At 69.8% G+C, this 21,765-nt stretch carries 23 protein-coding genes; 13 read left to right on the top strand and 10 right to left on the bottom strand.

The window, feature by feature from the left end; all coding sequences use genetic code 11:
- The 6 genes from ACFVWU_RS17255 to ACFVWU_RS17280 form a co-directional block, all read left to right on the top strand.
- A partial coding sequence (locus ACFVWU_RS17255) for a hypothetical protein (protein ID WP_387621147.1) occupies window positions 1-271 on the top strand: 271 nt, incomplete at its 5' end.
- A 34-nt stretch (window positions 272-305) separates the two neighbouring features.
- Window positions 306-1,211: a hypothetical protein gene (locus ACFVWU_RS17260; RefSeq protein WP_387621150.1), complete on the top strand. Its 906-nt coding sequence runs from the start codon at window positions 306-308 to the stop codon at window positions 1,209-1,211.
- The gene (locus ACFVWU_RS17265; RefSeq protein ID WP_387621153.1) at window positions 1,211-1,723 is read left to right on the top strand and encodes a hypothetical protein; all 513 of its coding nucleotides are present in this window, start codon (window positions 1,211-1,213) and stop codon (window positions 1,721-1,723) included. The genes ACFVWU_RS17260 and ACFVWU_RS17265 overlap by 1 nt, the downstream gene beginning before the upstream one ends.
- Before the next feature lie 50 nt (window positions 1,724-1,773).
- Entirely contained in the window at window positions 1,774-3,387 is a 1,614-nt protein-coding gene (locus ACFVWU_RS17270) for a peptidoglycan-binding protein (RefSeq protein ID WP_387621156.1), read from the top strand.
- Window positions 3,384-4,064: an ABC transporter ATP-binding protein gene (locus ACFVWU_RS17275; protein ID WP_387621160.1), complete on the top strand. Its 681-nt coding sequence runs from the start codon at window positions 3,384-3,386 to the stop codon at window positions 4,062-4,064. Before ACFVWU_RS17270 ends, ACFVWU_RS17275 begins: the two co-directional genes overlap by 4 nt.
- Complete coding sequence (locus tag ACFVWU_RS17280) at window positions 4,064-5,332, top strand: ABC transporter permease (protein ID WP_387621163.1); 1,269 nt, start codon at window positions 4,064-4,066, stop codon at window positions 5,330-5,332. Before ACFVWU_RS17275 ends, ACFVWU_RS17280 begins: the two co-directional genes overlap by 1 nt.
- Before the next feature lie 457 nt (window positions 5,333-5,789).
- Here the strand turns inward: ACFVWU_RS17280 and ACFVWU_RS17285 are convergent, their stop codons facing one another.
- Window positions 5,790-6,194 carry a carboxymuconolactone decarboxylase family protein gene (locus tag ACFVWU_RS17285; RefSeq protein ID WP_387621166.1) on the bottom strand — a complete coding sequence of 135 codons (405 nt, stop codon included), beginning with the start codon at window positions 6,192-6,194 and terminating at the stop codon, window positions 5,790-5,792.
- The gene (locus tag ACFVWU_RS17290; RefSeq protein WP_387621168.1) at window positions 6,191-6,856 is read right to left on the bottom strand and encodes a class II aldolase/adducin family protein; all 666 of its coding nucleotides are present in this window, start codon (window positions 6,854-6,856) and stop codon (window positions 6,191-6,193) included. Before ACFVWU_RS17290 ends, ACFVWU_RS17285 begins: the two co-directional genes overlap by 4 nt.
- Before the next feature lie 147 nt (window positions 6,857-7,003).
- On the opposite strand from ACFVWU_RS17290, the gene ACFVWU_RS17295 reads away from it, so the two are divergent.
- The 4 genes from ACFVWU_RS17295 (at window position 7,004) to ACFVWU_RS17310 (ending at window position 9,609) form a co-directional block, all read left to right on the top strand.
- Complete coding sequence (locus tag ACFVWU_RS17295; protein WP_387621348.1) at window positions 7,004-7,381, top strand: MerR family transcriptional regulator; 378 nt, start codon at window positions 7,004-7,006, stop codon at window positions 7,379-7,381.
- A 325-nt stretch (window positions 7,382-7,706) separates the two neighbouring features.
- Entirely contained in the window at window positions 7,707-7,988 is a 282-nt protein-coding gene (locus tag ACFVWU_RS17300; RefSeq protein WP_387621171.1) for a type II toxin-antitoxin system Phd/YefM family antitoxin, read from the top strand.
- Window positions 7,989-7,991: 3 nt separating this feature from the next.
- Complete coding sequence (locus ACFVWU_RS17305) at window positions 7,992-8,270, top strand: type II toxin-antitoxin system RelE/ParE family toxin (RefSeq protein WP_387621173.1); 279 nt, start codon at window positions 7,992-7,994, stop codon at window positions 8,268-8,270.
- Window positions 8,271-8,457: 187 nt separating this feature from the next.
- Window positions 8,458-9,609: a Shedu anti-phage system protein SduA domain-containing protein gene (locus tag ACFVWU_RS17310; protein ID WP_387621176.1), complete on the top strand. Its 1,152-nt coding sequence runs from the start codon at window positions 8,458-8,460 to the stop codon at window positions 9,607-9,609.
- A 712-nt stretch (window positions 9,610-10,321) separates the two neighbouring features.
- On the opposite strand, the gene ACFVWU_RS17315 is transcribed toward ACFVWU_RS17310, so the two are convergent.
- Together ACFVWU_RS17315 and ACFVWU_RS17320 are read right to left on the bottom strand one after the other, a co-directional pair.
- On the bottom strand, window positions 10,322-10,792 hold the full coding sequence (locus tag ACFVWU_RS17315; RefSeq protein WP_387621179.1) for a GNAT family N-acetyltransferase: 471 nt from the start codon (window positions 10,790-10,792) through the stop codon (window positions 10,322-10,324).
- 115 nt (window positions 10,793-10,907) lie between these two features.
- Window positions 10,908-11,819 (bottom strand): LysR family transcriptional regulator, encoded by a 912-nt coding sequence (locus ACFVWU_RS17320; RefSeq protein WP_387621181.1) that lies wholly within the window; start codon window positions 11,817-11,819, stop codon window positions 10,908-10,910.
- A gap of 60 nt (window positions 11,820-11,879) precedes the next feature.
- Here ACFVWU_RS17320 and ACFVWU_RS17325 point away from each other — a divergent pair, with 60 nt between their 5' ends.
- Window positions 11,880-13,130, top strand: coding sequence for an MFS transporter (locus ACFVWU_RS17325; RefSeq protein ID WP_387621350.1), 1,251 nt, complete (start codon window positions 11,880-11,882; stop codon window positions 13,128-13,130).
- A gap of 523 nt (window positions 13,131-13,653) precedes the next feature.
- Here ACFVWU_RS17325 and ACFVWU_RS17330 read toward each other — a convergent pair.
- The gene (locus ACFVWU_RS17330; protein ID WP_387621184.1) at window positions 13,654-14,103 is read right to left on the bottom strand and encodes a DUF5994 family protein; all 450 of its coding nucleotides are present in this window, start codon (window positions 14,101-14,103) and stop codon (window positions 13,654-13,656) included.
- A 254-nt stretch (window positions 14,104-14,357) separates the two neighbouring features.
- Here ACFVWU_RS17330 and ACFVWU_RS17335 point away from each other — a divergent pair, with 254 nt between their 5' ends.
- Together ACFVWU_RS17335 and ACFVWU_RS17340 are read left to right on the top strand one after the other, a co-directional pair.
- On the top strand, window positions 14,358-14,786 hold the full coding sequence (locus tag ACFVWU_RS17335; protein ID WP_387621187.1) for a CBS domain-containing protein: 429 nt from the start codon (window positions 14,358-14,360) through the stop codon (window positions 14,784-14,786).
- A gap of 469 nt (window positions 14,787-15,255) precedes the next feature.
- Entirely contained in the window at window positions 15,256-15,789 is a 534-nt protein-coding gene (locus tag ACFVWU_RS17340) for a hypothetical protein (protein ID WP_387621190.1), read from the top strand.
- A gap of 1,119 nt (window positions 15,790-16,908) precedes the next feature.
- Here the strand turns inward: ACFVWU_RS17340 and ACFVWU_RS17345 are convergent.
- From ACFVWU_RS17345 to ACFVWU_RS17365, 5 genes are all read right to left on the bottom strand, one after another.
- Window positions 16,909-17,475 (bottom strand): peptide deformylase, encoded by a 567-nt coding sequence (locus tag ACFVWU_RS17345; RefSeq protein WP_387621193.1) that lies wholly within the window; start codon window positions 17,473-17,475, stop codon window positions 16,909-16,911.
- Window positions 17,476-17,554: 79 nt separating this feature from the next.
- On the bottom strand, window positions 17,555-18,589 hold the full coding sequence (locus tag ACFVWU_RS17350) for a UDP-N-acetylmuramate dehydrogenase (protein WP_387621196.1): 1,035 nt from the start codon (window positions 18,587-18,589) through the stop codon (window positions 17,555-17,557).
- A gap of 11 nt (window positions 18,590-18,600) precedes the next feature.
- Complete coding sequence (locus tag ACFVWU_RS17355; protein ID WP_387621198.1) at window positions 18,601-19,644, bottom strand: serine hydrolase domain-containing protein; 1,044 nt, start codon at window positions 19,642-19,644, stop codon at window positions 18,601-18,603.
- Between the two features lie 2 nt (window positions 19,645-19,646).
- Window positions 19,647-20,951: a UDP-N-acetylglucosamine 1-carboxyvinyltransferase gene (locus ACFVWU_RS17360; RefSeq protein WP_387621200.1), complete on the bottom strand. Its 1,305-nt coding sequence runs from the start codon at window positions 20,949-20,951 to the stop codon at window positions 19,647-19,649.
- Window positions 20,952-20,953: 2 nt separating this feature from the next.
- Entirely contained in the window at window positions 20,954-21,694 is a 741-nt protein-coding gene (locus ACFVWU_RS17365; protein ID WP_387621203.1) for a hypothetical protein, read from the bottom strand.
- Window positions 21,695-21,765: the final 71 nt, after the last annotated feature.

The raw sequence follows: 21,765 nt of genomic DNA on the forward strand, positions 1-21,765 counted from the left end.
CAATCCTTTTTTTTTTTTTGCGTGGGGGGCTGTTTTTTTTTTATCCCACACAGCACCCGACGCGGGGCGCCCGGAGCGGAATCGACCGCTCCGTGCGCACCGCGCATTCGGTGTGCCGCCGGATGGGTCGTCCGACGCGGCGTCCGATATGCCGTCCGATGCGTCGTTCGGCGCATCGGAAGTTCTCCTGAAATATCGCGGATGCGGCGGTCCCGGCCGCCCGTCCCTGATTGAATCGGTTCGAGAGCCTTCGACGGTGAATGATCACTGAATTCGATCACCGTCCGACCAGGGGGGTGGAATTCGTGGTGCGAGCCCGCGGGCTGCGACGATTCGGCGCGGCTGTCGTCCTGGCGGGGCTGGCCACCGGCTGTGGGGGTTCCGGCGGGGGTGGCAGCCATGACGCCGCGCTGGCCGAACCCGCCCTTCCCGCCGTGCTGACCGAGCCCTCCGACGGGGCGGCGGTTCCGCTGCCCCTCGACGGATACACCGTCAGCAGCGCGGACTCGGCGCTGATCTTCCAGGCTCGGGAAGCGGCCACCCGGACGTGCATGAAGTCGAAGGGCTTCGACTACGCGCCTGCCGTGTTCCCGGCCGCGCCCCCGCCGTCCCCGCTCGACCCCGACTTCCTCGGCATCCTCTCGGCCGCGGCGGCCCGGCAGACCGGCTACCACCGCCCGCCCCCGCCCGCCGGGCAGGGCGCCGTCCAGCAGCAGCGCAACGACAGCCCCGAGTACCGCAAGGCCCTGGAGGGCTCCGGGGGCACGCCCGGAGCCGCTGATCAGGCGCCCGACCGGGGCTGCATGGCCGCGTTCGACCAGCAGCCCGGTGCGACGCCCGCCGCCCCCGCCAAGGACGACGTCGTCGGCGGGCTGAGGTCCAAGGCGTACGAGCACGCCACCGGGGACAGCCGGGTCAAGGCCGCGATCACCAAGTGGGCGGGCTGCATGACCGGGCAGGGATACCACTACTCCACGCCGACACAGGCCAGTTCGGCCGCCTGGGCGGACCCGGCCTCGCAGCAGGAGAAGGACACCGCGGCGGCCGACATGGCGTGCAAGACCCAGGCCCAGCTGCTGGGCACCTGGTACGCGGTCGAGGCGGGGTACCAGACCGAGCTCATCCAGCAGAACGAGCCGGCCCTGCAGGCGGTCAAGGACCGGGCGAACCAGCGGGTCGCCACGGCCAAGAAGGTACTCGGGGCGGGCTGATGGCGCTCTCACGCAAGCGGGTGCTGCTGCCGCTCGGCCTGCTGGTCGCCGGGGCGTGCGGGGTCGGCTTCCTGGTCGGCGGCCCCGACCACTCCCGTGCCGACACGTCCTGGACCCCGCAGCAGGACCAGGTCCGGCAGCGCTATCTCGCCTACTGGGACGCGCTGTTGCAGGCCAACGCCTCCGGCGACGCCGACGCCCCGGCGCTGGCCGGCGCCGCGGCGAGCAACCAGCTGAACGTCGTTCGGCAGAACGTGGAGCACCTGCACGGCCAGGGCGCGGTGGCCAGGGGCACCGTCGGGCACGCGGTGCGCGGCATCTCCGTCGAGGACGGCGTCGCGACCCTGGTGGACTGCGTCGACGTGCGGAACTGGGTCCAGTACGACCTTGCCACCGGCGCACAACGGACCGGGCAGATAATCGATCGCCCCAATCAACTGGCTAGCTACACATTGGCATTGAAAGATGGTCAGTGGATGGTGACGGACAGCAAGACGGGCGGGACGTGCTGAACGGGCGGGTCCCGGAGCGCAGGCGCGGGAAGCGGAGAGGGGCCGACGCCATGTCGGTGCAGACGGACGAGCCGTCCGGCGGCCAGGGGGAGGACCCGGTCGAACCGGGGCGGCCACGGATGGCGCGCCGCCGCCGGGCGCTCCTGGTGGTCGCGGTGGTCGCCGCAGTGGTGGCCGGCGGGGGGCTGGGCGCCGCCTCGCTGATCAAGTCGCCCGCCGAGCGGGCCGCGGACACTGCGCCGCCGCCCAGCACGCTGATGACCGCTCGGGTGACCAAACAACCGCTCACCCAGACCACGGTCGTTCGGGGCCAGGTGTACCCGCCGACGCAGTACAACGTCACGCCGACGGCGGCTTCGGCGGACATCACCCAGCTCTACGTCTCGGCGCTCCCGGTCAAGTCCGGCGACCAGGTCGCCAACGGCAGGCAGCTCGCCGAGGTCTCCGGCCAGCCGCTGTTCGTGTTGGAGGGCCCGGTGCCCGCGTACCGGGATCTCAAGCCGGGCTCCAGCGGGCCGGACGTCGCGGAGCTCCAGGCCGCACTGGAGCAACTCGGCTACGGGCGCGGCGACGACGCGCAGGGGACGTACGGTCCCGGCACGGCCGAGGCCGTCACCGGCTACTACCGCCACCTCGGCTACCCCGCGCCGACCACCGGTGCGACCACCCAGCAGGCCGTCGACACCGCGCGGAAGATCGTGGAGGCCGACCGGCAGGCCATCACCGATCTCAAGGCGCAGCGGGCGGCCGCGGTGTCGACGCCGACCGGCGCACCGACGCCGGCGGGCACCGCAGCGGGCGGTGCGAGCTCGGGGGGTGTGAGCTCGGGAGGTGCGACCTCCGGAGGTGCGACCTCCGGAGGGCAGGCCCAGGGCGCCCCCGCCGGGCTCGGCCTGGACCAGCAGCTCGTCAACGCCCGGAAGAAGCTGTCCGCCGACGAGGACGCCCTCGCCAAGGCGGAGGCCGTCAACGGCCCGATGGTCCCGGCCGGTGAGGTGGTCTTCCTGCCCTCGCTGCCGGCCACCGTCACGGCCGTCAACTCATCGGTCGGCGCGCCGCTCTCCGGCCCGCTGCTCTCGCTCACCAGCGGCGGCCTCGCCGTCACCGGGCAGCTCACCCCGGCCCAGGCGGCCGGGATCAAGCCGGGGATGGCGGTCGAGGTCTTCTCCGAGGCGAGCGGGACGACGGTCAAGGGCACCGTGGCCGAACTCGGCGCGCAGAGCACGACTCCACCGGCCGGCCGGGTGATCGCGATAGGCGGCGGGGCCGGAGGGGGTTCCACGACGGGGGTTGGGACCGGTGCCGGGGCAGGCGGGGGCGCGGGAACCGGCGCGGGCGCGCCGAACGCGCCCGGCGGCCAGCCGGTCGCCGCCTACGTGCCCCTGCAGATCACCCCGACCGACCCGTTGCCCGCTGCCTTCAGCGGCCAGAACGTACGGATCACCGTGCTGAAGAGCAGCGCGCCGGACCCGGTGCTGAGCGTCCCGGTCGCGGCCGTGTTCACCGACTCTGCCGGGCAGACCGCCGTCACCAGGGTCGACCAGGCGGGGCAGCGCACCACCGTCCCCGTGACGACCGGGGTGAACGCCAACGGCTACGTCGGCGTGACACCCACCGGCGGCGCCCGACTCACGGAGGGCGACCAAGTGGTGGTCGGTCAGTGACGGCGGTCATCCAACTCGCCGGGGTCGGCCGGAGTTTTCCCGGCACCCCACCCGTCGTCGCACTGCACCCCTGCGACCTGACGATCGGCCGGAACGAGTACGTGGCGATCACCGGCCCGTCCGGATCCGGGAAGTCCACCCTGCTGCACCTGCTCGGCCTGCTCGACACCCCGACCACCGGCAGCTACGCCCTGGACGGCATCGACACCGGGCGCCTCTCCGACCGCGACCGCTCCACCCTGCGCGGGCGGCGGATCGGTTTCGTCTTCCAGTCCTTCCACCTGCTGCCGAACCGAACGGCCGAGGAGAACGTGCTGCTCGCCCAGGTCTACAACCGCACCCCGCGCGCCGGGCGCCGGGCGGCTGCCAGGGCCGCCCTGCGCCAGGTCGGCCTCGCCCACCGGATCGACTCCCTGCCGACCGTCCTCTCCGGCGGCGAGCGGCAACGGGTGGCGATCGCCCGGGCACTGGTGAACCGGCCCAGCCTGCTGCTCTGCGACGAACCGACCGGCAACCTGGACTCGGCCAACGCCAAGACCGTGATGGACCACTTCCAGCGGCTGCACGACCAGGGCTACACCCTGGTCGTGATCACCCACGACCCGGCCGTGGCCGCCAGGGCCCAGCGGACCGTACGGATCGGCGACGGCCGCCTCAGTGAGCCGGTGAACGCCTGATGGCCGGTAAGTCCGCCGGCCGCAGCGCGATCGGCGATCCCCCCTCCCGGCTGAGCCTGCGCGACCTGGTCGAGGAGGCCCTGGCCGGGGTGCTGCAGCGGCCCGGCCGCTCGGTGCTGACCATGCTCGGCACGGTGCTCGGCATCGGCGCCTTCGTCGCCGTCCTCGGCCTGACCGCGACCGCCTCGGGACAGATCGGCCGGCAGTTCGATCTCACCAAGGCGACCACGGTGACCGTCGCCGACAACCCGACGGACGACGGCGCGCCCCCCGGCACCAACCCACCGATGAGCTTCCCCGAGGACGCGGACGCCCGGGCCCGGCAGATCAACGGCGTCACCGCGGCCGGCGTCTGGTGGCGCGTCCCGGGCGGTGAGCACCGGATCTCCACCTCGCCCACCGCCGACGGCTCCACCGGACAGGGGCTCTCCCTCTTCGCGGCCACGCCCGGCGCCGTCGCGGCGATGCAGCCGACCCTCGCCGCCGGGGTCACCCTGGACTCGTACGCCCAACAGGCCCGGCTGCCCGTGGTGCTGCTCAGCCGGACGGCGGCGAGCCGGCTCGGCGTCAACCGTCTCGACGCCCAGCCGGCGATCTTCATCGACGGCCTGCCGTACACCGTGATCGGCGTCTACTCGGACGTCCAGCGGCTCCCCGACACCCTGCTCGGGGCGATCATCCCCGGTACCACGGCGCTGGACCGCTTCGGCAACCCCGGCAAGGGCGAGGACCTGGGCGCCCACCTGGTCGCAGCGACCAGGGTCGGGGCGGCTCCGGTGGTCGCCCGGCAACTGGCGGTGGCGCTGCGCCCCGACGCGGCATCCCGGCTCACGGTGACCCCGCCGCCGGACCCGCACAGCCTGCAGGACCACATCACCTCGGACCTCACCGGCCTGTTCCTGGCGCTCGCCGCGATCTGCCTGGTGGTCGGTGCGGTCGGGATCGCCAACACCACCCTGGTCGCCGTCCTGGAACGCACCCAGGAGATCGGCCTGCGCCGCTCCCTCGGCGCACGCACCCACCACATCGCGGCCCAGTTCCTCACCGAGTCCACCGCCCTCGGCACCCTCGGCGGCCTGATCGGCACCAGCCTGGGCGTCCTCGTCGTCCTCGCGGTCGCCGCGGCCCGCTCCTGGACAGCCGTCCTCCAACCCCTGGCGACCCTCCCCGCCCCCCTGATCGGCACCGTCGTCGGCCTCCTGGCCGGCCTCTACCCAGCCCTCCGCGCCGCCCGCACCGACCCCCTCAAGGCCCTCCGCAGCGGCTGACCCCCGGCCAACCGGCCACCACACGACGATGGCCCGGACCGCTGAGCGGTCCGGGCCATCGTTTGCCCTGGCGGGCGAAGGCGGAGGATACGAGATTCGAACTCGTGAGGGGTTGCCCCCAACACGCTTTCCAATTCTCCCGAACTCTGTCCGCCGGCGTCCGTACGCGTTCTGACCTGCGGGGAAGTGAACCGTTGGGCAGCGGCCGAACCCAGCCGGACGGGGGTGAACGAGACCAGAACTGAGACCAGAGCCGGGCCGGGCCATGCGCCGAAACAGGTGCCCGGGGCGCTGGTGGCCTCGAAGACCGGGCTCTCCCGGGGCCATCAGCAGACTCCGGGCGAGCTGCGCCATCCGCCCCCGCCTTCGGCCGGGAGGAGTCGTGGGGCCCGTCGCTCGACCAGCCCCGGGCAGAGGACAGCGACTTCGCGCGCCCTGCGTCACCCGTGTTCGGTGGTCAGTCGGCCTTGCCGTCGTCGTCCTGCAGGAGTTCGACGATGATCTCGATGCCGAGCGCGTAGGCCGGCGTGCCCGAGGTGATGAGCGCGGTCTCGGCGACTCCGATGAGGTCGGCGATGCCGGCGCCCGCGTGGAGTGCTCCCCGGGCGTGGATCCGGGCAGGTTCCGCCCGATCGAGAGCCAGCAGCTGCCCGAAGTGGACCAACTGTTGCACTCGACCACCGAGTGGGCTGTCGGCCAGCACGATGTGGCGCAGGGTCGCGAACGCCTCCTCCGTGGGGAGCCGGCCGAAGGCCTGGGCCACCCGCAGACGGTCCTCCACCGCGCCCGGGACGGCTCCGAGCGTCGTGCGGTAGCGGTCCCGCAGGGCTTCGGAACGCTCGGCGAAGGTGTGGTCGGTCATGACGAGACCCGTGCGATCGAGGCCCGGACGGCCTCCAGAGCGCCCTCGGGGAAGTCCACGGCCCCGCCGATCGCCGCGGCGGCGATCTCGGCCTCGGCGCTTTCCTCGATCGCCACCACGAGGTGGCCGGCAGCCGCCGCGTCCGGGCCGAACACCAGCAGCCCGTGGTTGGCCAGGAGGACCGCGGCCGTCGTCGGGCGTCGTTCCAGGACGTCGGCGATGCCCCGGACCGACACGTCCGACCCGCGCGGCCCCCAGGGCACCACCGGTACGTCCTCGGGCTGTCCGAAGCGGAGCATCGGTTCGGTGCGGCACGGCAGCGGCCGGTGGGCCACCGCGAAGGCCGTCGCGGCGGGTGAGTGGGTGTGGATGACCGCGCCCACGTGCGGGCGGGCGCGGTAGACGACGCTGTGCATGGCGATGATCTCGACGCTGACGGAGCGCAGTTCTCCTTCCAGGACCTGCCCGTCGAGACCGACGGTCGCCAGCTGGTGGGGTTCCAGGTCGCGGACGAACCCCGGGGTCAGCAGGAAGCGGTCGGCGTCGAGCCTGACGCTCAGGTTGGCGTGTCCGGAGTGCGACATCACCCCCGCCACGAAGAGCTGCCGGGCAGCCTCGACGAGCTGGTGGGCCCGGCTCGTCACTTCAGGTGCGTCTGTCATCTCTTCATCTCCCAATTCTCTGTCGGCGGCGGCTGGTTCGCCGCCGCTGCACGTGCCGGCCACTCTGCGACTTGAACTAAGGTTCAAGTCAAGCGTCGGGCCGGTGCGACGAGATGACGAGAGAAAGGGGAGGGGCGAAGCGTGCGCATGACGATCGGTCAGCTTGCCGAGATCACCAACGTTCCCGCGTCGGCCATCCGGTTCTGGGAACGCCACGGCCTGCTGCCTCCGCCCGAACGGCAGAGCGGGCAGCGGCGCTATCCGCCGCAGGCCGCGGAGCGGATCGTGCTGTTGCGCAAGTTCCAGCAAGCCGGGCTGAGCCTGGCCGAGGTCAGGGAGTTCCAGCAGGACCAGCCGCGCAGGCAGGCGATGATCCGCGCCAAGGTCGCCGAGATCGAGCAGCGCATGGTCGATCTCGACCACGCCCACCAGCTCCTGACCCATGCCCTCCAGTGCAGCAAGACGGACATCGTCAGCTGCCCGACCTTCCGGGAACAGATGGCGACGTGGAGCCGGTCCAGCTGACGGCAAAGACCGCGACCACGGGACGACGAAGGCCCGGACCGCTTCGCAGCGGTCCGGGCCTTCGCTCAAAGGCGGAGGATACGAGATTCGAACTCGTGAGGGGTTGCCCCCAACACGCTTTCCAAATGTTCGTCCTCCTGTTCAGGGGTGCCCGCCGATGTCCTGAGCTGCGGCGAGGCGGTCCGAAGGGCGGGCTTCGAACGGTGCTGGACGGAGGTGAATGCAACCAAAACTGCAACCAACCGGGCTTGGCGTCATGCGTGCTCCGCCTGAGGAGTGCTGCAGCCGAAAGATGTCATGGATGTACATCTGCTACATTTGTTGCATGAGTGAGCCGGTGATCGAATCCATGGCCGAGGTCCGTAGTCACCTTGCCGACGTCCTCGATCGCGCGCGTCGGGACGAGACCCCGACGATCATCACGCGCCGCGGCAAGCACGAAGCCGTAGTGATCGACATCCGCGAGTACCAGCATCTGCGCAGGCTGGCGGAACAGGCCGAAGACGCATGGCTCAACCGGTTGGCCGACGAGGCGGAGGCCGAAGGCTCCGAGGGATCTGTATCGCTTGAGGAAATGGCCGCCATGCTCCGCGACCACCACGCCTGATCCATGGGCTACGTCACGCGGTTCACGCCGCATGCCCAGCGGGACATGCTCAAGATTCCCCGGCCCGACGCCCTGCGGATCCTCCATCGTCTTACCGAGCTGCAGAAGGCCCTGGACCAGGGTGACGCCACCGCCTTCGATATCAAGGCTCTCCAAGGGCAAAGCTCGAGGTGGCGTCTCAGGGTCGGGGACTATCGCGTTGTGTACACCGCCGAGGACGGTCAGCTGATCGTTTGGGTCATGACCGTCGGAAACCGCCGCGACGTCTATCGCAATCTGTAGGGCGCCGAACACTGTGAAGGCCGGTGGTGGCAGCCGCTCGTCCTGAACTCCGCCTGCGGACGTGCTGGTGCTTCGCTGGCTAGGTTGCGAGAAGGGCTGTCAGACCTGTCAGCCACAATCCAGCTGCATGGGCGTTAGATCAGATTTCTCATTGGACTTGCAGCTCGGGTGTGTTCACGAGCAGGCAGTGGACGACGAGGTGAAGCGGGCGGTCACCTCCGCGCTCCAGCACATGAGGAGTGGACGGGGAGGCCACCGCAGGGGCGGCAAGGCGCTCGTCGAATTCTTGGCGGAGGCACGCGAGCGGGCGGCTGACGTGGGCGAGTGGGAGGTCGTGCGGCTGCTGCAGGACTCCATTGACTATGCCGAGGAGCGGATCCTGCAGCCGGAGTTCGAGGAGAGATATCGGCTGTTTCAGGACGGTATACGCAACCAGCGACTGCGGAGGTACGTCGCCGGCACGCTTGAGATCAACTTCAAGTACGTTGTCGAAGCAGGTCGCGAGTTCCTGGACCAGCACCCTGACGCAGGTGTGGAGGAACTGCTCGCCTACATCAACTCACTCAGCCACGACGCGCGCTATCTCGTAGCGCCGGAAGGCCGGCCGGGGCGGTACTCGCTCTTCCGCGGCCGGGCGGAAAAGATGATGTGGCTGGAGCGTGTGCTCCAGGAACGGATCGACTTCGAGGCCCCGGAGGAAGCCGCCCAGCGGCTAGCCGCATCACCTGAGGCATTGGCCCTCCTCGCGGCCGATCAAGAAGGGCAGATGATCTTGCGGGCGGCCCAGCTTCAGCAGCGTTCGGCCCGCCTGGCCGGCCTGCGCAAAGTGGCAGAGGACAGGGCAGCAGCAGAGTTGGACCTTCAACGAGCCCTGGAAGGGCAGCACTGGATCTTCGGTGGACGTTTCGTTGGAGAGGCGGCTCAGCGCAGGTTGGTGTCCGGTGACGAGGTCGACATTCCTTTGATCCGCGGCGACGGAAGCCTCCACGTCGTCGAGTTGAAACGGGCCATGAGCATGAAGGGTCCCTTGGTTAAGCGATACCGCGGAGCCTGGGCTCCTGCTGCTCAGGTGCACGACGCCGTGGGCCAAGCGGTCAACTACCTCGTCGGGCTGGATGAGAACCGTGAGCGGATCTACGAGGAGTTCGGCATCGAGACACGTCGGGCAAGTGCAATCGTTCTGATCGGCCATCCGGCTGCCCAACCGGAGGTCCCGGAGCAGGAGATCAACGAGGCGCTACGAACGTTCAACACGCACGTGAACCGGGTCGAGGTGCTCACGTACAAGGAGCTCATAGACAACGCTGAGCGCTCCCTGGGGAGTCCATCCGAGCTGTAGTGGTCCGGCGCTGTCTGAGCGCGGTGAAAGACGAAGGCCCGGACCGCTGAGCGGTCCGGGCCTTCGTCTGCCCTGGCGGGCAAAGGCGGAGGATACGAGATTCGAACTCGTGAGGGGTTGCCCCCAACACGCTTTCCAATTCTCCCGAACACCGTCCGCCGGGGTTCACACCCGTCCTGACCTGCGGCGAAGCGAACCGCTGGACGGTGGGTGAACCCGGCCGGACGGGGGTGAATGAGACCAGAACTGAGACCACGCGGGGGGATCGCCAGGGCTTTGGGAGCCACCCCGATCGGGTGGCTTCGCGAAGCGGCTGGGTCCAAGTGGGTGGTGACTTCGGGCGTGAAGGTGCTGCCGATAGGTTTTGGTCATCGGGCCATCTCCGGCCGGTGTCCCTGACAGGCTCGGCGGGGGCGGACCCGGCTCCTTCGGCGGCTGGCTTCGGTGCCGGTCCGGCCCGCGGCGGTGAGGGATCACTCGGCGGCGGTGAACGCTCTGTCGGTCAGGACGGGGACGACGGTGCTGGCATCGAGTTCGGTCGCGATGGCGACATCGTCCGAGAACCCGCCGGCGGCGAGTTCTCGGCCGGAGGACCGGGCCGTTGTGCCGGTTCGTGGTCGAGCCCCTCGCAGCCCAGAATCCTTGCGTGGCTTGACCGGGGTTGCACGTGAACGAGGCACGCGGTGGTAAACGGGGCAGACGTCGCCTTGGTTCAGCCGAGTTTCTTGCGCATCTTCACCGAGGTCGTCTCGTAGCCGAGCGACTCGTAAAGGCCACGCGCGCCTGTGTTGAACCCGAAGACGCTGAGACCCAGCGTATGAGCGCCCTGCGTCCGGGCGTATTCCTCTCCGAGGAGCATGGCCGTTCGTCCCAGGCCCCGGCCACGCTTGTCGGCGTCGATCACGATGTCCCAGACCCACCATGCGCCGGCGTCGTCGCTCATGTCCGGTCCGATCCAGAGGTAGCCGACAGCTACCCCGGCATCGTCGACCACGTCGAAGACCACGTGCCCCGGGGTCGGCATCCCGGACGGAAAGAAGTCGGCCATGCTCGCGTCCGCTTGCCGGTGGGCGTCCTCGGACGTCTGCCCCAGGGCAACGAGATCCTTGGCGTACTCGGCTCGACTGCGTTCGAGCCAGGCGGGGAAGCGTCGGACGTCCAGGGGGCGGAGGGTTATCGGCATCGGCCCAGCCTGCCACACCGCCGACGCCCGAGCGCTGAGTTATTTCCTGCTCGGGCGTCATGGCGCATCGCCGAACGGGGCGAACGCCGACTGGCACGGCATCAGCGACCGTTGCTCACCCGTTTCCGCGGGAGTGGCCGGGCATCGTCACGAACCGGTCGACCATTCCCAGCAGCGCACGGACGGCGGCGCTGGGGCGCCGCGTCGTGGCCGTCGCGACCGACAGTGTCCAGGTCAGGGGGTGGTCCGACACGTTCAGCGTTCTGAGGTCGGGGTCGGTCGGTGCGACGAAGTCGGGCAGGAGCGCCACGCCGAAACCGTGCCGCACGTACTGCGCGCCGGTCGTGATCTCGGTGACCTCCAGGGCGACCTGGCGTTCGAGACCGGCGCCCGCGAACGCCCGGTCGGCCACGGTGCGGTTGCCGTACCCGACCGGGAAGTCGATGAACGGTTCGGCCGCCAGCTCGGCCAGGGTGACCTCGTCCGCCTCGGCGAGCGGATGGTCGGCGCGGACGACCGCCACCAGGCGGACCGTGAGCAGGTCGCGGGCGGCGATGCCCGGCGGCGGGCTGCCGGGGAGCAGGAGGAAGGCGACGTCCAGGTCGCCGGCCTGGAGAGCCTTGGCCAGCCCGACCGATCCGGCCGGCGACAGACGCAGGCGCACCGCCACCTCGGGGTGCTCGGCGTGGAAGCGGCCCAGCAGCGAGGGGACGTCGACGACCGCCACGGAGATCAGCGTCCCGATGGTGAGGCTGCCCCGGAGCCCGCCGCGCACCTCGTCCACGGCGTCCCGCGCCGCCTGCGCCGCGTCGAGCGTCGCACGGGCCTGCGGCAGCAGGGCGGCTCCGGCGTCGGTGAGGGTGACCCGCTGGGAACTGCGATCCAGCAGTTGGGCGCCGAGTTCGCGTTCCAGGACCTTGATCGACGCCGAGACGGCGGACTGGACGACGTGCAGTCGCCGGGAGGCACGGGTGAAGTTGAGTTCCTCGGCGACGGCGACGAAGTACTCCAGGTGGCGCAGTTCCATGGCTGGCATTATCGCGAGAGGTGATGGCCACGAGCACGAGCAATCGTTGGAAGTGATCGCCTGGTGATCGCGACACTCAGTGCCATGCCGATCCAGACCCTTCACCGGCCACAGCAGCGTCCGCACAACCGTTCCGCACGCCTCCCGCACGGTCCGGGCTTCTGGCTGATCGCAGCCGCCTTCCTCGTCGCGATGGCCTTCTCGGCGGTCCCGACCCCGCTCTACGCCCTCTACCAGCGGCGCGACCACTTCTCGGCGTTCACGGTCTCGATCGTCTTCGCGGCCTACGCCGCCGGCGTCATCATCAGCCTGTTCCTCGCGGGCCACCTGTCCGACCGGCTCGGCCGCCGCAGAATCCTGATGCCGGCGCTGCTCCTCGAAGTCGTCGCAGCCCTGCTGTTCCTGTACGCGCCGACACTGAGCGGCCTGATCGCGGCACGACTGGTCACCGGCCTGGGCATCGGCATGATCACCGCCACCGCCACCGCCCACCTGGGCGAACTCCACGCCAAGGCCCGACCCGGCGCCCACCGGGCCCGCGCCGATCTGACCTCCACCGCAGCGAACCTCGGCGGCCTGGGACTCGGGCCGCTGATCTCCGGCCTCCTCGCACAGTTCGCCGGCTCGCCGCTGCGCACGCCCTACCTCGTCTTCATCGGCCTGCTGCTCGCCGGCACGCTCGGGGTCGCGCTCGCGCCGGAAACCGTCGAACCGGTCTCAGCGCGCATGCCCTACCGCCCGCAGCGTGTCTCGGTCCCCCGGGAAGCCCGACCCCGGTTCTTCGCCGCAGCGACGGCCTCCTTCGCCAGCTTCGCGATCCTCGCCCTGTTCAGCTCGCTGGCCCCGGGATTCGTCGCGGGCACGATGCACCACCCCTCCCGGGCCCTGGCCGGTCTGGTCGCGCTGATGGCCTTCGGTACGGCGGCCGTGGCTCAGATGCTGTTCGGCCGGGCCCGGGTCAGGCGCCAGCTCCTGGTCGGCATGGTCCTGAGCGCGGCGGGCCTGGTCCCGACCAGCGTGGCCCTGTGGGTTCCGAGCCTGCCCCTCTTCCTCATCGGCGGCGCGGCGGCCGGCGCCGGAGCCGGCATCCTCCTCAAGGGGTCGATCACCACCGTCGCTGAACTCGCCACCCCCGCCACGCGCGGCGAGACCCTCGCGGGCCTCTTCCTCGCCGGCTATCTCGGAGTCGCCGTCCCGGTCCTCGGCATCGGCGTCGCCACGCTCTACGTCTCCAGCCAGGTCGCGCTACTGGGATTCGCCGCCGCCATGCTCGCCCTGATCGGCGCGGTGGGCCGCCGGCTCCTGGCATGAGGACGGAGCACGAAGCCGGCTCGCGCACCCGCCTGATGTCGAGGCGCTGGAGCTTCCGGCAACTCGGCTGAGCTGATGCACCGCCGGGCAATCTGCAGTCCTGGAGTCGCCTTGGCTGGGGCAACTGCAACCAAAACGGCAACCGACACGCAGAAGGCCCCGACCGGAAACCCATTCGGGGCCTTCAACTGCCCTACTGGGCAAGGGCGGAGGATGCGAGATTCGAACTCGTGAGGGGTTGCCCCCAACACGCTTTCCAAATGTTCGTCCGGTTGTCCGGGGAAGGTCGCAGGCGTCCTGACCTGCAGCTAAGTCGCCTTGCCTTCTGGCTCCGGACGTAGCTGGACGGGGGTGAACGCAACCAAAACTGCAACCGGTGCGGCAGTGCGGCAGTGTTCTGACGCAGGAGCGCGGTGACCTCTGAGAACCCAAAGATCCGCCGACGCTCACAGCGGAAGCGCCGGGTGGCTCGGCGGAGATGACCTCGGTCGGAGTGGTCCGGCACGCGGCGGCGTCGGACCGCTCAGCCGAGCAGGAGTTCTGTCGCCGGGGTGTGGTTTCCGGTCGCGGAGGCGCCGGCCATCGCCGAGGCGGCCGTCGCCGGATCGGTGCCGGGCGGTACCACCAGGAGCAGGAAGTGGTCCTGGAGGCCCCGGGTGACGCTGATCGTCGCGTCGCTGCCGGCGAACCAGTTGATCCTGACCGTCGAGCCGTTCGCCGCGACGGACCGGGGCACGCCGTCCCAGGCCGTGGTGTCGAGGCCGACCCGGACGATGCGTCCGAAGTGGGCGCCGAGCGCGGTGATCAGGTCCGGCAGTTCGGCGAGGACGTGGTTCGAGCGGGGCCACCAGGCGCCGTCGAAGACGCCGTCCCGCGACATCGTCGGTTCCAGTTCCAGGCGGGGCAGCAGCGGGGTGCCGGGCGCCGACCACGGCCCGGGAGAGGAAGAGGTGGGGAAAGGAATCGGCATCATGCGAAGCCGCCCGTCCGGTCCACGAGGGACCCATCACGACCCAGGGCGACGTCGGCGCTGATGCCGGTGTGCGAAATGTCCTTGGTTGTCTCCCACGGTACTCCGCAGCGGTCTTGCGCGGGCGGCCCGCCACGGGAGTAGGCTCGACGAGATCCAGGGCATCCCGCATTCCGGTACCTGTTCCGGCTTCGTTCTGGGTGAAGGACAGTCCGGCAGTCCCCGGCGGGCAGCCGGAGACGGGAACGGTGAACACCGTGACCACTCACTCCCCGCAGTCGCCACGCCCCGGCTACGGCCTCACGGTCGCCGACGCCATGGACCCCTGCGACTACCAGATAGCCGACGACAACACCGTCGACCAGGCCAACGCCATCTTCCGCCGCGCCGACATCGAGTACCTGCTCGTCCGCGACCACGACGGCCGGTGCGAGGGGCTGGTCACCCGGACCGGGCTCCACCCGTTCCTGGCCCGCTCCTGGTACACCGAGCGGACCACGATCAGCGCCACTTCGCACCAGCGCGGCCCGTTCGCCTGGCCGACCATGGGCCTGGCCCTGGCCTCGCTCGCGATGCGGATCAAGCACCTGGCGGTCTGGCCCGTCGTCGACGAGGACGGCTACATCCTCGGCGTCCTCACTGCGGACCGCGCCACCAGCCTGCTCGCCGTCGCACCGACTCCGTGAAGCCGTCGATGTTTCCCGCGGTGAGAACCGGTCGGACCGACTGAGACCAAAACTGAGGCCACGGCATGACGAAGGCCCGGACCGTTGAGTGGTCCGGGCCTTCAACTGCCTTACTAGGCAAAGGCGGAGGATACGAGATTCGAACTCGTGAGGGGTTGCCCCCAACACGCTTTCCAATTCTCTCGAAGGGGGTCCGCCGGGGTCCGCATTCGTTCTGACCTGCGGCGGAGCGGACCACTAGGCAGGGGTTGAACCTGGCTGGACGGGGGTGAATGAGACCAAAACTGAGACCAGGGCACTGGCTACCGCGAAGGGCGGTGCCGTGTCTGACGAGGCAGATAGCCTTGGTGGGGCATGGGTGAGTGCTCGACGGCCCCCTGCCGTCGTGCTGGCTGAGGGGAGCGTCTGCATGGTGGGTCAAGGATCGTCGCCGGAGTGGGTGGGGGAATGGTCGGCCGGGGCGCAGTTGGTGGCTGAGCATCTGCAGGTGCCCGTTCATGCAGGGTGCCTGTATCTGTTGCCCGACAAGACTGTCGACGGTGTAGCCGCCTACCACGAGGACATTGCCGGACTAGTCAAGACCCTGAAGCGGGACGGGGTTGCCATCGACTTCGCGGTCCCGAAGGACGCCCGCGGCTATCTGAGCGAGTACAGCGCGGATGCCATCCTCGCCACGATCGGGGTCGCTGTCCTAACCAACCTCTCCACTGAAGTGGCGAAAGCTGTAGCCAAGAACATCGCAACGACGGCCCGAGCGAGGATTCGGGCGGCCCTGCGGCGAAGCGATCCTGCGGTCGATGTTGAGGCTGCACTCGTGACAGTAAAGATCGCTGAACTCGAAATCGGTCAGCCGGGCGTCATTCTGCGTGGTGTCGAGATAACTGCCCATGCGGACCAGATTGAGCGTCTCGCTGGTGAAGCGCTGCTCCGACCAGTCTCGCCGATTCAGTACCCAGAAGGGAGTGCAGCTCCCCAGCCTCTTCCCGGAGCGGAGGCGGAGTGAGTCGATGCAAATTAAAGGGCGAGCAATTCGTGCTGGAGTGCCTCTGCCGCCGCCAGCTGGGCCAGAGCGGCAGCAGATGCTTTGGCGGGACGGGTTCGCGGCTCTCGTGGAATCGGCGCAGGCCTACGCTGGCTCCTATAGGCTGCTCGCCGAATATGCGAGTGCTGACCTATCTGATATCCCCGTCTGGAGGCAGACGACTGTAGATCTGGTCCGACGTGGTCTCCATGGGATGGGGAACCAGCAATATTACTTGCGTGGCATTTGGGAGACGGTTTCCAGTCGATTGCGCCATGCAACTCGGCGGCGCTCGGTTGGGTCCGACGTTGGCGTGGTGTACGCCCGGCAGGCGCGACTGCCAGTACTCGATCTAAGTCGGTTTGCGAACCACCACCTCACGGTGCCGAGTGTTGAGGAGCTCACCACCACAACAACCTATGCATACTGGGAGGATGCCGAACGGCTTGCCCGGCCGGGCTCTTGCACGCGCAGTGGATGCCTTCAACTTCCTAGAGAACACAGCAGGGCATGACGCAGCACATCGTCACGCACACGAGGTCGCAGCCTTTGTCGGAGGTCTGTTCGGTTGCGAGATTGTGTTCGAGGACGGCACGTATTGGGATGTGTGTCCAATCTCGCTTATGCACCACCGTTGGGGGATCTCCATTGGCTTCACCGCATTGCGCCTTTGCTCCCTGTGCGGAGAAGACATCGATGAGTGCCCCCACATGACCGATACCTTGTACGACGTGACGGTCTCACGCGACCCGGACGGGTCCTGTACGGCCTGTGGGGGGCTTGCATGCAGGCACGCGGTTGGTGAAAAGGCACGAGTGCGTCCGCACGCGGTGGTCGGGGAGATGTCAGTCCACGAGATGTCTTTTGTTCCAAACCCACGCGATCCTCTCGCTCGGATCACTCGTATGGATATCTCGCCCGAGAAGCTACAGCGGGCGCTGGGGGCAGCCCAAGAAGGACAGCCACTCGCGTGCTATCGGTGTCTCCAGGCATGCAATGGCTTCACGTACCCCTTGGGGTAAGAGCTTTCTGCTGGCATGGGCTCGTGGTGTGTCACGGTGATGGTCGCCTGCTTTAAGACACAGAGAGACCCTCGCCTGCCTACTGTTCGTAGGCCCATGCTTGCCCTGTCTGTCGGTACCGCTCAACCGGGATAGGTGCGAGCCGGTCTGCATGCGCGGTGTAGAGGAGGCCGTCGAGGTGGTCGATCTCGTGGTGGATCAGGCGGGCGAGTCCGCGCTCGTAGGTGGTGGTTGCCAGCTGGCCGTCCAGGGTGGTGCTTTCCACGGTGATCCGTAGCGGTCGGGGGACCTTGCCACGGACGTCGAAGAAGGAGAGGCAGCCTTCGAACTGCTCGTCTGCCTCGTCGGACCGGTTGGTGATGCGGGGGTTAAGCAGAACGATCGCTGGGGCGCCCGGCTCCGCCGGCTGGACGACGGCGGCGGCCCGGCCGATGCCGATTTGGGGTGCCGCGATGCCCATGCCTTTGGCGAAGGGGTGAACCTGGCCAATGCGCTCCATCGCGATGAACAGCTTCTCGATGACCTGCTCGGCGGCGTCGCGCCCGGCGGGCAGGTCGAACGGGCGAGCGGGCTCGGCGAGGACGGGGGCACCTTGCTGGACGACTCCGAGGTCACGCATCTGTTCGCTGGGCCGCACCTGGCTCACCTGAACTTCCCTTGGTTCGTGTCGCGTTCGGGTCGGGCCCGGAACCGCCACTCCAGACGTTACCGGGCCGTTCTGGGCTCTACGGCCAGATGCCGACCATCACCGGCTCGGGGCGGAGCCTGATGCTGGTCGTGATCTCCACCCGCGCCGAGAGCTCGCCGAGGGCCCGGGCGAAGCCCGTCGCAGTCGCCTCGTCGTGAGCGGTGAGGGTGAGGGTCCGCTGGTCCGAGCAGCGGATGCCGCTGGCGACCTGGCTGCCGGGGTGGTAGCCAGCGTGCTCGAGCAGCCAACCGGCGCTGGCCCGCAGCTGGCCGTCGCTGTCGGCGTGGACCGGACAGCCGGCGGCGGACCAGTGGGCGGCCTGGGCGGCGGTGACGAGCGGATTGAGGAAGACCGATCCGGCCTGGCGGGCGTCGGGTCCGTGGGGGTCGAGGAGGAGTCCGCGGCGGTGACGGTTGGTGAGGACGGCGGTGGCCACCTCGGCCACGGGCGGTCGGGCGCCGACGTGGACGCCGAGTTCGTCGGCGAGCGGCTGGTAGGTGATCGGGGCAGCCGGTGAGCGGGTGAGGTGGAATGTCGCGGTGAGGATGGTCCAGCGGCCGGGGTCGTTCTTGAAGCGGCTGTCGCGGTGGCGGAGGCGGCATGCCTGGGCGGGCAGGGTCCGCAGTCGGCCCATGTCCCAGTCCCAGGCGGTGAGGTGGTCGAGGGTGTCGGAGACCTGCTGGCCGTAGGCTCCGGCGTTCTGGACGGGGGCGGCGCCGACAGTGCCGGGTATGCCGGCCAGGCACTCGATTCCGGCGAGGTGTTCGGCTGCGGCCCACTGGACGAGGTCGGTGAGCGGGTGGCCGGCCTGGACGGTCGCGGCCACCGTGTCGTCGTCCACCCGCTTCACGGTGATGCCCCGGGTGTTCATCACGGCGACGGTGCCCTCGTGGCCGGCGTCGGAGGCGATGACATTGCTGCCGTGGCCGAGGGCGAGGGGCGCGTCCTCCTGCCGGTCGCCGATCGTACGGACCAGTTCGAACCAGTCGTCGGGGTCGGCGACCTGCAGGACGTCGCTGGCTGGGCCACCGAGCCGCAGGGTGGTCAGGGACGCGAGCGTGGTGTTGGGCACAGGTGGCCCTCCTAGGGTTCGTCGGTGATCGCCTTCAGGGCGAGGGTCCGCAGCGGGGCGAGGCGGGTGCGGTTGTCCTGGTGGTGGTAGACGGCGTTGGTGCAGATGGCCAGGTAGCGGCCGGTGGCCGGGGCGAGGTAGAGGCTGGTCCCGGTGAAGCCGTGGTGGTAGGCGACCCGGCCCTCGTCGGCGAGGATCCAGGCCAGGCCACGGTCGAGGCCCGGCTCGATCTCGGCCTGTGGCTGCATGCTGGCGGTGAGCCAGCGGCCCAGGGGCCCGCTGGTGGCGTGCGAGGACAGCAGGTGGGTGGCGAAGGCGGCGAGATCGGCCGGGGTGGTGAAAACCCCGGCGTGGCCGGCGACTCCGCTGAGCAGGGCGGCGTTGTCGTCGTGCGGCATCCCCCATAGCCGGGGCCCGCCGGTCAGCCGCTGCTCGGTCGGGGCGACCTGAGCGGAGCGGGGCACCGGTCCGTAGGTCGTGCTGGTCATGCCGAGGTGCTGCCAGAGCTCGGCCGCCAGCTCGTCCAGGCGCCGGCAGCGGTAGTGGGCCAGGGCCAGACCGAGGAGGATGAAGCCGCGGTTGATGTAGCGGTGGCCGGCTCCGGGGTCGGCGATCAGCGGCTCTCCGCAGATCAGTTCGGCCAGCGGCTCGACGCGGTGCCGGTACTGGTCGAGGCGAGTGTCGGCCCGCAGGCCGGACGTGTGGGCCAGGACCTGGCGAACCGTCACCTGGCTGCCGGGCGCCTCGGCCGGGATGCCGGCCAGCAGTTCGCGGATCGGGGTGTCCAGGGTGAAGCCATCCATGAGGGAGGTGCCGACCAGCGGCCAGGTGGCCAGGACCTTCGTCAGCGAGGCCACGTCGTACACCGTGTCCGGCCCCGGCCGGGCGTCGCCGCACTCGGGGGCGACGACACCGGAGGCCAGGTAGCCGGGCTCGGTGTCGAAGGTGCCGTGGGCGATGACACCACCGGGGACCGTGCCGTCGACGGTCATCAGGTCCAGGCACTCGCGCAGGTCGGCGAGCGCGTTCGGGGTCCACGGCACGGTGTTGGTCACGGCTACTCCTGGTCGATCGTCAGGTCGGCACCGAGCGCGGCCAACTTCGGCAGCAGGCTGCCGTATCCGCGCCGCAGGTGATACATCCCTCGGATCGTAGAGGTGCCCTCGGCGGCCAGGGCGGCGATCACGAGAGCGGTCACCGCCCGGATGTCCTCCCCGGCCACGCCGGCGGCGGTGAGGGCGGACCGGCCCCGGACGGTGATCACCGAGCCGGTCGCGTTGACGGCCGCGCCGAACGCGGCCAAGGCCGGCAGGTGGGTGTCGCGCTGGGTGTAGATCCGCTCGTCGGTGCGGGAGGTGCCCTCGGCCTGGGTGAGGAAGGCGGTCAGCTGCGGCTGCACGTCGGTCGGGAACCCTGGGTGCGGGCCGGTGGCCATCTGCACCGCCCGAGGCCCGGCCGGGGTGCTGACAGCCGTTCCGCCGTCCAGCGAGTCGAGCTGGATTCCGGCGTCGGCGAACACCGACACCAGGCCGTCCGGGAAGGCGGCCGGCGGGAAGCCGTCCAGGTGGACGGTGCCGCCGGTAATGGCGGCGGCCAGCGCGAGGGTGGCAGCCTCCAGCCGGTCCGGCGGTACGGTGAACACCCCGCCCCGGATGTGGTCGGTGCCAGTGACGTTCAGGGCCTTCCTGCCGTGCCACTCGATGCCGACGCCGGCCTGCGAGAGCAGGGCTGCGGTGTGGGTGACCTCGGGCTCCACACTGGGGTTGAGGATCGCGGAGGTGCCCGGGGTGCGGGCGGCCAGCAGCATCGCGGTGACCGTCGCACCCAGGCTCGGCCCCCAGGAGCGGGTCTCGGCGTCGGTGATGAACGGCAGCCGCTTGCCGGTGAAGCGGGCCCGCACCCGGCCCCGGCTCACCTCGACCTCGGCCCCGGCGGCTTCCATCGCGGCCAGGTGCCGGTCGATGTAGCGGGCGCAGAAGGCGTCCCCGCCGGGGGTGGGGAAGGTGACCTTGCCGGCGCGGGCCAGCAGAGCCCCGCCCATCACCGCGGTGGTGCGGATGCGCCGTCCGAGGTCGTCCGGGATGACGGGGAAGTAGGAGTCGGCCGGTCGGGTGGCGAACTCGTCTCCGGTCACGGTGGCGAGGGTGCCGGTGCGGTGCAGGATGTCGGCGACGACCAGGGTGTCCAGGATCTCGGGCGCACCGGCCAGGGTGAGCGGGTCGTCGGCGAGGATCGCGGCGGCGTACAGGTGCAGGGCGATGTTCTTGCTGCCCTGGACGGTGGCGGTGCCGGCCAGGCGGCGGCCTCCGGTGATCCGTACGGCCCGCTGGTCGGTCGTCGTTGTGGTGTCGGTGGTGGGCATGGTCACCTTCCCTGGCTTCCGGCCGGGAAGAAGCCACCGACCTGGGTCTTCGGGTAGAGCAGGGTGTGTGCGCCGATCAGGGTGGCGGGCTGGAGCACGGTGCCGGCGGGAACGATCACGCCGTCGCCGATCACCGCGCCGAACTTCGTCTGGCCGGTGGCGATTCGCCGGCCGTCGAGGTGAGCGCAGACCTCTTCGGTGGCCGGTTCGGTGACCGGCCCGGAGGTGACCCGCAGGCCGGTGGTGGACACGAACGCGCCGATGTTGACGCCGAGGCCGAGCACGGAGTCCCCGACGAAACTGGTGTGCTTCATGAAGACGCCACCGGTCAGCAAGGAGCGGGTGACCTCGGCTCCGAAACCAATGCGGCAGCCGGGGCCGACGACGGTGTTGTCGCGCACCCGGGCGCCGGCCTCGATCACCGCGCCGGGGCAGACCAGCACCGGGCCGGTGACGAACGCGCCTTCGGCGATGACGGCCCCGGGCGCCACGATCACCTGGCCCCGAACGCTGGCGCCGGGCTCGATGGCCCCGGTGGCCTCCGGCAGCGGGATGTCCAGGTTGCCGGCCAGCAGGTCGGTGATGGCCTTCTTGATGCCGAAAACGGTCGGGCAGCGGCTCAGCAGGTGCAGCACCACCGGGTCGGTGATCTGCTCGGTGTCGAAGTAGTACGCGGGGGTGGTGCGGTAGTCGATGCGCTCCAGTTCGGTGTGCAGCGCGGGCGCGTCGGTCAGCCGGTGCATGGCTGGTTCTCCTCTCGGGCGAGCGAGTGGAAAAGGGTTGGGGCGTTGTTGCGCTCCCGTGTTGGTGGGTG

This window comes from Kitasatospora sp. NPDC058190 (assembly GCF_042883685.1).
In the GTDB taxonomy this organism is placed as follows: Bacteria; Actinomycetota; Actinomycetes; order Streptomycetales; family Streptomycetaceae; genus Kitasatospora.